General features: G+C 76.4%; 7 protein-coding genes. 2 read left to right on the forward strand and 5 right to left on the reverse strand.

The window, feature by feature from the left end:
• Positions 1-172 precede the first annotated feature (172 nt).
• Positions 173-1,645: a hypothetical protein gene (locus HKK73_RS15720; RefSeq protein WP_171468358.1), complete on the reverse strand. Its 1,473-nt coding sequence runs from the start codon at positions 1,643-1,645 to the stop codon at positions 173-175.
• A gap of 70 nt (positions 1,646-1,715) precedes the next feature.
• The gene (locus HKK73_RS15725) at positions 1,716-2,279 is read right to left on the reverse strand and encodes an RNA polymerase sigma factor (RefSeq protein WP_171468359.1); all 564 of its coding nucleotides are present in this window, start codon (positions 2,277-2,279) and stop codon (positions 1,716-1,718) included.
• A gap of 138 nt (positions 2,280-2,417) precedes the next feature.
• Between HKK73_RS15725 and HKK73_RS15730 the strand changes: the two genes are divergently transcribed.
• Positions 2,418-4,244 (forward strand): DUF4012 domain-containing protein, encoded by a 1,827-nt coding sequence (locus tag HKK73_RS15730; RefSeq protein WP_137280714.1) that lies wholly within the window; start codon positions 2,418-2,420, stop codon positions 4,242-4,244.
• Between the two features lie 206 nt (positions 4,245-4,450).
• On the forward strand, positions 4,451-5,131 hold the full coding sequence (locus HKK73_RS15735) for a peptidase (protein WP_114553566.1): 681 nt from the start codon (positions 4,451-4,453) through the stop codon (positions 5,129-5,131).
• A gap of 85 nt (positions 5,132-5,216) precedes the next feature.
• Here the strand turns inward: HKK73_RS15735 and HKK73_RS15740 are convergent, their stop codons facing one another.
• The 3 genes from HKK73_RS15740 to HKK73_RS15750 all read right to left on the reverse strand — a co-directional run bounded on the left by HKK73_RS15740 (position 5,217) and on the right by HKK73_RS15750 (position 11,256).
• Complete coding sequence (locus tag HKK73_RS15740; RefSeq protein ID WP_043658999.1) at positions 5,217-5,828, reverse strand: hypothetical protein; 612 nt, start codon at positions 5,826-5,828, stop codon at positions 5,217-5,219.
• A gap of 256 nt (positions 5,829-6,084) precedes the next feature.
• A complete protein-coding gene (locus tag HKK73_RS15745) occupies positions 6,085-7,992 on the reverse strand; it encodes a glycosyl hydrolase family 18 protein (RefSeq protein ID WP_171468360.1) in 1,908 nt (635 codons plus the stop codon).
• A gap of 213 nt (positions 7,993-8,205) precedes the next feature.
• The gene (locus tag HKK73_RS15750; protein WP_171468361.1) at positions 8,206-11,256 is read right to left on the reverse strand and encodes a LuxR C-terminal-related transcriptional regulator; all 3,051 of its coding nucleotides are present in this window, start codon (positions 11,254-11,256) and stop codon (positions 8,206-8,208) included.
• Positions 11,257-11,360 lie beyond the last annotated feature (104 nt).

An 11,360-nucleotide genomic window follows, 5' to 3' on the forward strand; every position in this document is an offset into this window, starting at 1 on the left:
CTCTCCGACCCGGTGGCGCTCGGTCTGCTGCGACCCTAACCACACTTTTGTCGGTGGTCAATCAAAAGCGTGGCCACTTTCGCGACCTCGGATGCTTGCAACGTGCAAAAGCGCGCAGGCGAAGCCGACCTGACGGTCGGTATCACGATACCGACCGCCGGGTCGTGCTCCGTCAGCCGACGGAGGGCGTGAAGTCGAGCTGGTCGTCCACCACGGCCACGACTGACCAGACGTTCCCGTCCGCGTCGGACAGCTCGTACGCGGGCAGCAGGACGGCCGCGCCGTCCGGCTGGTACTGCACCGCCAGGCCGAGGCGTGCGTCCGTGATCGTCACGTCCGTGACGGGCCAGGCGAACCGCGCCCCCTCCCCCACGGTGGGCGGGACCGTCGGGGCCTCGGGCTCGGACGCGGTCTCCGGGAGGGACTGCACGTCCTCGCGGGCCCACGCGATCATCCCGCCCCCGCCGAACCGCGGGTCGCCGAGCCGCTCGACCGCCTCGGCCGGGCTGACGACGTCGTACGCGCCGATCGCGACGCGCGGCGCGAGGCTCCCGTAGAGCGACGCGAGCCCCGCACCCGAGTACGTCGCGCTCCACTGCGTCCCGGTGCGCTGCCCGTCGACCACCTCGGCCGCCGTCACCGTCGTCGCGCGCGGGGCGCCCTGGTCCACGGGCTGCTCCTCCGCGACGATCTCGTAGCCGTCGGGATCGAGGCCGAGGGACCCCAGCACCTCGCGCAGCCGGTCGCCGGCCTCGGCGCCGCTCGGCGGGGCGCCGTGGTCGGCCTCCTCGCACGTGCCCGGCTCGGCCGACGGACCGGCCCCGTCGCCCTCCTCGGCGGGCATCGGCGTCACGACGACGCAGCCCCACGGGTCCTTGGCCGGGTCGTTGAAGCTCACGCTCGCGAGACCGTCCGGCTGGAGCGAGACCGTCGGTCCCGTCCAGTCGGCCGGGCCGACCGCGTACGACCCATACTCCTCGCGCACCTCGCCCGTGACCCCGAGGACGTCGGCGACGCGGCGCGCCGTCTCCTGCGAGAACACGCCCGCCGCGTCGTAGGCCCACGCGTCCGCGCGCGCACCGTCCGACGACAGCCCCTCGGCGTGGAAGACGGTGCGCCCGCCCCAGCCGCCGGGGTAGGCCATGTCCGTGGTCGCGCGGGAGCTGGTGGAGCTCTCCTCGGTGGCCGTAGCCCCCGCGAGCGCGTCCGCCAACGCGGGCGCGTCCGCGCTGCCGAGGCGGATCGGGGCGAGCGCCGTGCTCTCCGCGGCGGAGTCGCCCGCCGTGGTCCCCCACTCGCCGGCGCCGAGCGCGTAGCCGCCCGTCCCGATGACGAACGCGCCCACCACGGCCGCCGCCACCTGGAGCGGCGCCCGACGGCGCAGCCGGCGCGCGCGGCGCTCGGCGAGCTCGTCGACGAGCGCGGCCGTCGGGCCGTCCGCCCCGGCGAGGCCGGCCGCGGCCGGGAGCTCCGCGGGAGCGGCGCCCGGGCCGGTCGCCGCGGGGCGGGCGAACGCCTCGGGGACGCGGTCGCGCACCGCGGCCTCCAGGGCCGTGGCGTCCGGGGTCGCGTCCGCGGCCGGGTCGGCGGCGCGCAGGCGCTCCAGGTCCGCGTCGTCGGGCTGCTCGGGGGTTCGGGTGGTCATGTCGCCCTCCAGGTACCGCAGGGGCCGTACCGCGCAGGTGCGGCCGGTCGGGTCTACCCGTGATGTGTGCTCAGGCGCCGGTCTCTTGCGCGAGCGCCGACTGCTCCGCCCACGCCGTGCGCAGGCGCGCGCGGGCCCGGGACAGCGCGGCGTCCGCGCCCCCGCGCGACGTGCCGAGGACGGCGGCCAGGTCCGCCCCGCCGAGCCCCTCCCACGCGTGCAGGAGCAGGATGCGCCGGTCGCGGTCGGACAGCGCGGAGAGCGCGCGGCGCACCTCGTCGTCCTGCACGACGACGTGCTCGACGTCGGCCCCGTCGTCCGGGCGCTCGGGCACCTCGGCCACGGGCAGGGCCCGCGCCTTGCGGCGGTGGTTGGCGAGGAGGAACCCCGCCGTGCGGTACAGCCAGGGCAGCTCGGCGCCGTCGGGCACGTCGTCGCGACGCCGCCACGCGGTCGCGAGGACCTCGGCCGTCAGGTCGTCGGCGTCGGGGGCGACGCCCCCGACGGCGATCGGCAGGCGCCGGCGGAAGTAGCGGTACAGCGGTGTCGCGTGCGCGGCGAAGAGCGCGGCGAACCAGGCCTCGTCGTGGACGGCGGCCTCGGTGGTCTCGTCACTGCCCTCGTCGGTCGTCACGGCGGCTCCTCGTCGGCGGGGCGGGCTGTCAACCGCTCTGTGTCCCGGGGCGCGCGTTCCTTGCACGCCCCGCGGTTCACCCGAACCTCACCCGCGACGGCCCCGATCCTGCCATCCCCGGCCCCTACGCTGAGAGGCATGACGACGACGGAGCGGGACGCCCCGCCGCGCCACCCCCGCCGTCGGCGGAGCCGGGCGGCCTGGCTGGGCTGGGGTCTCATCCTGCTCGCGGTCGCGCTCGTCGTGTGCGCCGGGCTCCTCGCCCGGGACGCGCTCGCCGCGCGCGACGCCCTGACGCGCGCGCTGGACGAGGTCCCCGCCGCCGAGGAGGCGCTCCGGGACGGCGACGTCGCGGCCGCCGACGCCGCGCTCGATCGGGTCCAGCCCCTCACCGCTTCCGCACGGGCGCACACCGACGGACCTCTGTGGTCCCTGGCCGCGCACCTGCCGGTCTACGGGCAGGACGTGCGGGCCTTCTCCGTGGCCGCCGCGACGGCCGACGACCTCGCCGCCGTCGTGCTGCCGTCCCTCACGCAGACCCTCGGCAGCGTCGAGGGCGACGGGCTCGCGCTCACGGGCGACGGCGTCGACCTCGCACCGCTCGTCGCGGCCGCCCCGACGGTCGCGCGCGCCGCCGACGCGTTCGACGCGATCGACGCGCGCCTCGCCACCGTCGACCGCGACGCGCTGCACGCGGAGGTCGCCGACCCGTACGCCGCGCTCGTCGCGCGCACCGACGACCTGCGCACGGTGGTCCGCACCGCCGACCGGCTCACGGCGCTCGCGCCCGCGATGCTCGGCGCCGACGGCCCGCGCCGCTACCTCGTCCTCGCGCTGAACAACGCCGAGCTGCGCGCCGGCGGCGGGATCCCCGGCGCGCTCGCGGTGATCTCGGCGGACCAGGGCAGGGTGACGCTGGAGCGGCAGGCCTCGACGGTCGGCTTCCCGTCCTTCGACGAGCCGGTGCTGCCCCTCGACCCCGGGGTCGAGGAGCTCTTCACGGACCGCGTGGGCCGCTACCTCCAGGACACCCCGCTGACGCCGGACTTCCCCACGACCGCCGCGCTCGCGTCGACGATGTGGGAGCGCGCGCAGGGCGAGCAGGTCGACGGCGTGGTCGCGACCGACCCCGTCGCGCTCTCCTACCTGCTCGAGGCCACGGGCCCGGTGACCGTCCCGGTCGACGGCGGCGCGGTCGACCTCGACGCGGGCAACGTCGTGCAGACCCTCCTCTCCGACGCGTACGCCGAGCTCGAGCCCGGCGAGCAGACGGACACGTTCTTCGCGGCGGTCGCGGCCCAGGTCCTGGAGGAGTTCCTCGCGGGCGGGGCCGACCCGGCCGTCGCGCGGGACGCGCTCGTGCGCGGCGCGGACGAGCACCGCGTCCTGCTGTGGTCGGCGCGCGAGGCGGAGCAGGAGCGTCTCGCGGGCACGGTCGTGGCGGGCGACATCGACACCGCCGACCAGGCCGCGGGCTCGGTCGGCGTGTTCCTCAACGACGGCACCGGCGGCAAGATGGGCGTCTACCTCGGCAGCGACGTGCGCCTCGCGGGCAGCACGTGCACGGCCGCGGGCCGCGTGGACACGTTCGAGGTCGACCTCGCGTCGTCTGCCCCGGCCGACGCCGCGACGAGCCTGCCCTGGTACGTCACCGGCGGCGGGACGGCGGGCGTCGAGCCGGGCGTCACGCGCACGTTCGTCGTGCTCTACCCGCCGCGCGACGGGCAGGTGTCGGGCCTGCGTCGCGACGACGCCCCGCTCCCGGCGCAGCCCGGCGACGTCGCGGGCCGCGGCGCGCTCTCCGCGATGGTCGACCTCGCGCCCGGGCAGTCGACGACCCTGTCGTTCACGACGACGACGCCGCGGGACGCGGGGACCGCCGCCGCGACCTCGCTCGACGTGTGGAGCACGCCCACGACCACCCAGCCGGGCCTGCGCACGGTCGACGTCGCGCCCTGCGGCTGAGCCGCGTCCGGTCGCGTCACGGCGCGGTCACGATCCCGCGCACCGACGCTTTTCACCCTGGACAAGCGTCCAACTCGGGCGTCCGCCTCGCTAGCCTGGCAGGACGGAAACACCTCGCGCACGTGTGGCACCTGCACGTATCAGGGACCTCGGGGCACGGCTCCCTCTCCACGAACAGCCTTTCCCGCCCACGGACAGGATTCACCATGAAGACGTCGGGAGGACGCCGCGCCGGGAGCCGCGCGCTGGCCGTCACCGCTACAGCCGCGACGGTGGTGCTGCTCACCGCGCCGGTCGCGGGAGCCGCCGAGGACGACACGTACGTGCCGGAGCCGACGATCGAGCTCACCACCCTGTCCCCCGTCTGCGACGGGGACGTCCCGTACCTCGAGTACGCCATCGCCGTCACCGGCACGGACAACGACACCGCGACCATCACGTGGCTCAACCCGGGCGGCGCGGACGTCGTCCAGTCGGGCCTCCCCCTGCAGGGCCGCGTGCTGTGGCCCGGCGCCGTCGTCGGGGCGGACGGCCGCGGCGCCGACTGGCCCGGCTGGAGCCTCGTCGACGGGCAGTGGGTCGAGGGCGACGAGTTCGACTGGGTGCGCCCCAGCGTCCAGGTGCTCTTCCAGGTCAACCCCGAGACGGTCGTCAGCGTGGACTACCCGCCGTCGTCCCCGAGCTGCGCGACGAACCCGCCGGGACAGGGGAACCCCACGCCGACCACGACGGCGTCCGAGGTCTCGCACACCGTCGCGACCGGCTCGTCGTCCTCGTCGCTCGCGACGACGGGCGCGACCGTGGGCCTGTACGCCGCCGTCGCCGCGGGGCTCGCCGCCGTGGGCGCCGCGGTCGTGCTGCTGACGCGCCGCACGCGCAAGGGCTGACCCGGCCGCCGGCACGGCCGGGTGCACGACGACGGCCTCGCACCCTCCCGGGTGCGAGGCCGTCGTCGGTGCGGGCCGGGGTCGGTCAGGCGGACGCCCAGCCTCCCGCGGCGAGGCGCGACTCGAGCCCTTCGAACGCCCAGCGGTCGACGACGAGCACCGCACCGCCGGGGGCGTCGGGCACGTACCACTGGAGCTGCTCGACGGTCCGCACCTCGGCCCCGGCCTCGTCGACGCACGAGAGCGTCCAGCGCGCGAGCGTCGCGGGCGTGCCGGCGACCTCGACGTCCGACTCGGCGGGGTCGCCGACCGCGCGGGCCGCGAGCGCGTCCGTCCCGGGGCACGTGGCGCCGTCGGGCAGGAGCGCCGTCGCGGGGTCGACGCCGTCGAGCGCCGCACCGGTCAGCACCTCGAAGCTCGGGCACGCGGCGTCCTCGGGGCACCCGCCCGCCCGGACCTGCGTGACGCCGTCGGCCGGCTGGAGCACCGACCAGTAGTCGGCGCCGGGGAGCTGGAGGGGGCCGACGGGCACCTTGCCCGCGTCGGCGTGGTCGCCGTGCGAGCCGTGGTCCTCGGCCTGGGCGGGACCCGACCCGCCGTCGACGGCCGCCCCGGCGTCGTCGGAGCCGCTCGTGCAGCCCGCGAGGAGCGCGGCGCCGAGCACGGCCGTCAGGGCCACGGGCAGGGCGGAGGCCACGGAGGGCGGGAGGGGACGGGAGGTGCGGGGTCGGGTCGTTCGGTGACGCACGGGCACGCTGACCGCCTTTCACGGTCGGAGGAGCCCCGCAACCCACTGGGGAGGGCTGCGGAGGTCCTCGTCGGCCCCTTCACGCTAACGAGCGCGAGGGCTGGTCGAGATGCGGGAGAACCACACGATGGCGGCCCGCGGGTACGGGATTCCCCGTACCCGCGGGCCGCCCCGGTGGTCCCCCGTCAGGAGGGGCGGCAGGGCGTCAGCACGCGCCGAGGGCCTGCCACGGGCCGTACTGCTCCGCACCCGGGACGTTGTTCTGCGTCCACCACTTCGCGCGGTACGACTGGCCCTGGTAGGAGACCGTCGCACCCCCGGTGTAGGCCACCGTCGCGGACCACGCCGGCGCGGTGCACGTGCCCGGCGTCGTGGGCGGCGTGGTCGGGGGGTTCGTGGGCGGCGTCGTCGGCGGGGTCGTCGGGGTGGTCCCGCCGCACGCGCCCGTCGCCTCCCAGGGGCCACCCGCGCTCGGCCGGTCGCCCTGGGTCCACCACTTCGCGCGGTAGTTCTTGCCCTCGAACGACGCCGTCGCCCCGCCCGTGTAGACCGTCGCGGCCGACCACGCGGCCACGCAGGCCGTCGGGTCCGTCGGCGGGGTGGTCGGGGGGTTCGTCGGCGGGTTGGTGGGCGGGTTCGTCGGCGGGTTCGTCGGGCCGCTCGTGCCGTCGACGGGACCGGCCGGCAGCGTGCGGACCTTGTCCGTGAAGCCGCCGAGCAGCGTGCCGTCGTGGTTGCCGGACAGGTCCCACCACATGGCGCCTCCCAGGTTCAACCGGTCGATGTACTCGGCCTTGGCCGCCACCGACCGGGCGTTGTCGTAGCTCCACCACTGGTCGCCGTCGTACCGCCAGGCGGAGACGGTCGTCGGGTCGTAGTAGTCCTGGCCCCGCGTGCGGAGCTTGTCGTAGTCCTCGTTGCCCGCCTCCCACGTGCCGGGGGCCGCCCCGTTCGCGGCCGACCACGGCTGCGACGACGTGACGCCCTTCCAGCCGCGGCCGTACATGGCGAGGCCGAGGCCGAGCTGGCTCGGGGCGACGCCGGCGCGCAGGTACTCCTGGACGGCCTTGTCCGCGCTGAACTGGCGGCTCGCGGCCCGCGGGTCGGCCGGGTCGTCGTAGAGGTTGCCCTGGTGGCCGGCCAGCGCCGGGTCCCAGGCGCCGTGGAGGTCGTAGCCCTGCACGTTGCCGTAGTCGAGGGACTGGAAGATGCGCGGGTCGTTCCAGCCGCCGGCCGCGATGTCGGCCGGGTTGGCGGGCAGGAACGCCGAGAGCAGGTAGTGCTTGCCGGTCTGCGCGCCGTATGCGTCGAGCTGCTTGCGGAACTCGGCGAGCAGGAGCCGGAAGTTCTCGCGGTCGTTCACGGGGTCGACCGAGTTGCCGACCTCACCGTTGTTCGAGCCCGGCCACTCCCAGTCGATGTCGATGCCGTCGAACACGCCGGCGGCCGCACCCGGCCCGCCGCGGCCGTCGATCACGGGCAGGTTGCCCTTGATATAGAGGTCGATGCACGACGACACGAGCTTCTCGCGGGACGCCTGCGTCGCCGCCGCGCGGGAGAAGTTCTTCGACCAGGTCCAGCCGCCGATCGAGATGAGGGCGCGCAGCTGCGGGTTCTTCGCCTTGAGCTGCTTGAGCTGGTTGAACGAGCCCGCGAGCGGCTGGTCCCACGCGTCGGCGACGCCGCCGACGGAGTTCGCGGCCGTGTAGCCCATGCCGAAGTCGGCCCACGCGTCGCCCGCGCCGTCGGAGCCGTTGGGCCCGGTGCCCTGCGCCTTGTTCGCGATGAAGCACGTGAGGTTCTGGTGGTGGATGTTGCCGAACGAGTAGTTGATGTGGGTGAGGTCCGCGGCCGCGCCGGAGTCCTGCACCTTCTTGAGCGGGAAGGCGCGGCCGTACACGCCCCACTGGGTGAAGTAGCCGACGTTGCGGTAGCCGTTGACGTCGCTGTCGCCGGGGTTGCCGACCGCCGCCGTGGCGGTCGGCGCCGCCTGCGCCGGCGCGACGCCCGCGAGGAGGCCGCCGACGAGGGCGGCCGCCGTCGCGAGCGCCGCGAGGCGCGCGCCGCGCCGCCGGGCCGGGCGCGGTGGTCGGGTGGAGAGGGACACGTCCATGGGTCCTGCCTCGTGCTCGTGCGGGGGGCTGCGGCGGCTCCGTGCTCCGGGGCCGCCCTGCCCTCAGGTCACCCCGAACGTAGCCACGCCGGACCCCGCGCGTGATCCGCGCTTCCCGCAGTGTTCCCGGCTCATCCACGCGGTCGGCGTAGGGGAAGACCCGTAGGACAAAAGCGGACAGATGCCTACGAGAGCGTCGGAAACGCCGCGGTCTCAGCGGCCCACGCGGTGCGCCAGGACCGTGAGCTCGACGCGCGAGCGCACCCCGAGCTTGCGGAACACGCGCCCGAGGTGGACCTCCACGGTGCGGACCGACAGGTAGAGCTGGTCCGCCGCCTCCCGGTTCGAGGCCCCCTGGACCACGAGGAGCGCGACGTCGAGCTCGCGCTCCGTGAGCTCGTCCGCCCACCGTCCCCGCAGCTCGGCGAGCGCCTCGTCCGTCACGTCGCTCTCGCGCACCGCGAGCCGGCACGCGTCCGGCGGGGCGGGACGCAGCGCGGCCTGCGCCTCGACGCCGGCGCGCGCGACCCCGAGGGCGGCGTGCATGCTCCCGGCCCGCGGGGCCGCGGGCCACGTGCCGCCCGGGACGACGGCCCCGCCGCCGAGGACGCCGGGCACCCCCGGCACGGCCGCGGTCAGGTCCTCGGGCACCGGGCCGCCGAGGAGGCGGACCACCTCGGCGTGCTCGTCGAGCGCGATCGTCGTCCAGGCGTCCGCGCCCGCGTCGTCGAACAACTCGATCGCGGACAGGAACAGGCCGTGGGCGCGCTGCAGCTCGCCCGCACGCACGAGGGCGCGCGCGGCGCACAGGTCCGTCCGCGCGTGCTCGTAGGGCGACGCCGTCGTGCGGTTCACGCGCGTGGCCCGCTCGAGCGGCGCGGTGAGGTCCTCGGGCGCGGCGAGCGAGACGTCGGCCCGCACGAGCGTCGCCGACCGCAGCGACGGCGGGAGCTCCTTGGCGTCGACCCGGCGCCGCGCGAGCGCGCGCTGCGCCGCGTCGTGCCGCCCGGCGACGACCCACGCCTCGACGTCGTCCAGCCCGGGCAGCGGCAGCATGCGTGCGCTGTCGGGACGCTCGCGCTCCGCGGCGAGCTCGAGCAGCGTCGCGGCCTGGGTCACGTGGTGGGCGAACGCCGCACCCATGGCGCGGTCCACGAGCAGGCCGAGGCGCACGGGCCGCGACGTCGGGCTCGCGCACGTCTCCTCGAGCGCCGTCGCGACGGGCCCGACGACGCCCCGGGTCATCATGTCGAGGCGGCGCGCGGCGGCCACGCCCATCCCCGCGAACGGCAGGCCGAGCGGCAGGCGGAACGCGGCCTCCGCGAGCTCGTCCGCGGCTCGCGTGAGGGTGCCGCGCCACAGGTGCACGAGCGCCTGCGCGAGCCGGACGTGCGCCTCGGCGAGCGGCGTGAGGGCGGCGTCCGGGCCGTCGAACCACCGGCCGCCGTCGCGCACCGGGGCCAGGGAGGCGACGACGCTCGCGAGCGTCTGCGCGGCGTCGTCCAGCCGGTCGTCGGCGGCGAGCCCGAGCGCCCGGCTCACCTGGAGCGCGGCCTCGTGGTCCGGGCCCAGGTCGACGTCGGGCACGACGCCGCGCTCCCCCACCCCGAACACCGCGGCCCAGGAGCGGGCGAGCGCGAGACGGGCCGGGGTCGCGTCGTCCTCGCACCACGACGCGAGGAACGTCGCGGTGTCGAGGAGCTGGGAGGTGCTCACGCCGTCGCCCCGCTCGGCGTGCAGCCGCGCCGCCGTGAGCACGCCCGTCACGACCCCGGCGACGGCGTCCGGGGGGAGGCCGTCCGGCCGACCCCCGCGCAGGTAGGGCGACAGGACGTCGTCGGGCACCTGGCCCTCGGCGAGCGTGAGCGCCGCGACGAGCGGGCCGAGCGTGCACGCGCGCAGCGCGTCGTCCCCGCTCCGCGAGGCCTTGCGCAGCCAGTCGGCGGCGTCCTGCACGTGGCCCGAGCGCAGGGCCGCGACGCCGGCGATCGCGAACGCCTCGGCGCGGTGCTCGGCGCCCGCCTGGCTCGCCGCCTCGCGCGCGACCTCGTGCGCCCACACGACGTCGCCGCGGTCGAGGTGGCGGCGCGCGATGCGCAGGAGACCCGGGACGAGCGCCGGGTCGCCCACGAGGGTCGCGAGCGCCGAGTGCCACACCGCGACGTCCTCCTCCCCCGCCCGCCGGTGCGCCTCGGCGAGCGCGACGTGCGCCGCCGTGCGCTCGGCGAGGCGCGCGTCGGCGTGGACGAGCGAGCGCATGCGCGGGTCGACGAACGCGAAGCGGCCCCCCGCGAGGACGAGGTGCTCCGCGAGCGGGCCGTCGAGGACCTGCTCCATCGCGAGCCCCGTCGCGGACAGCACGAGCTCGGTGCGGTCGACGACGGCGACCGCCGCGACGAGCAGCGCCTGGCGCTCCGCCTCGCTGAGCGCGGCGAGCCGGTCGGCGAAGAGGGACCGGACGGCGGGGACGGCGGGCAGCGGGTCGGGCAGGATCGACCCGCCCGAGAGCTGCTCGGGGGTGAGGAGCGCCGCCGTCTGCGTGATGGCCGCGGGGTTGCCGCCGAGGAGGTGCGCGAGCCGCGCCGCGACGTGCGGGGCGACGGCGAGCCGCCGCTCGACGAGCAGGAGGTGGAGCGCGTCGGCCGGCGCGAGCGGCGGGACGGCGCGCAGCTCGAACGGGCCGGCGGACGGGTCGAGCGCGCCCGCAGGCGCCGTCCCCAGCAGGACGACGGGCGCGTGCCGCTGCGCCACGAGGCTCGCGAGCACCGACCGGCTCAGCTCGTCCTGGAGGTGCAGGTCGTCGGCGACGAGCACGACGGTCGCGCCGTCGAACGTCGCGACGAGGAGCTCGGCGAGCGCGACCGCCGCCACCTCGGGCAGATAGCCGAAGCCCGGGTCGACCGGCTCGAGGACCCGCGTGAGCCGCTCGGGCACCACGCCGCCCGCGAGCTGCGACACCTGCGACACGACGGAGACGACGGCCGACCCGGGAGCGGGGACGCCCGCGGGCGGGCGACAGCGGAGCGTGACGGTCGGCTGCGCGAACTCGTGCGTCGCGACGGCCTCGCACACGAGCTCGAGCGTCGCGCTCGCGCCCATGCCGTGCTCGGCGGTCCACACGAGACCGCCCTTGCCCTCGCTCACGGCGGCGAGCGCGCGGTCGACCTCCTGCGCGCGGGACGAGAGCCGCTCGAGCCGTCGCGCGAACCGCGAGTCCGCGCGACGGACCGGCTCGGGAACCATGTAGTCCTGCTGTTCTGACATGTCGGGACCCTCCGTCCGGGGGCTTCGTCGCCCGTCGACCGGATGAAATGTTAACAACCCTCCGTAAACAAGGGATCACCTCATCGTTTCCCGCTCGTCACACG

It is taken from the genome of Cellulosimicrobium sp. 72-3 (genome assembly GCF_013127315.1).
In the GTDB taxonomy this organism is placed as follows: Bacteria; Actinomycetota; Actinomycetes; order Actinomycetales; family Cellulomonadaceae; genus Cellulosimicrobium; species Cellulosimicrobium funkei.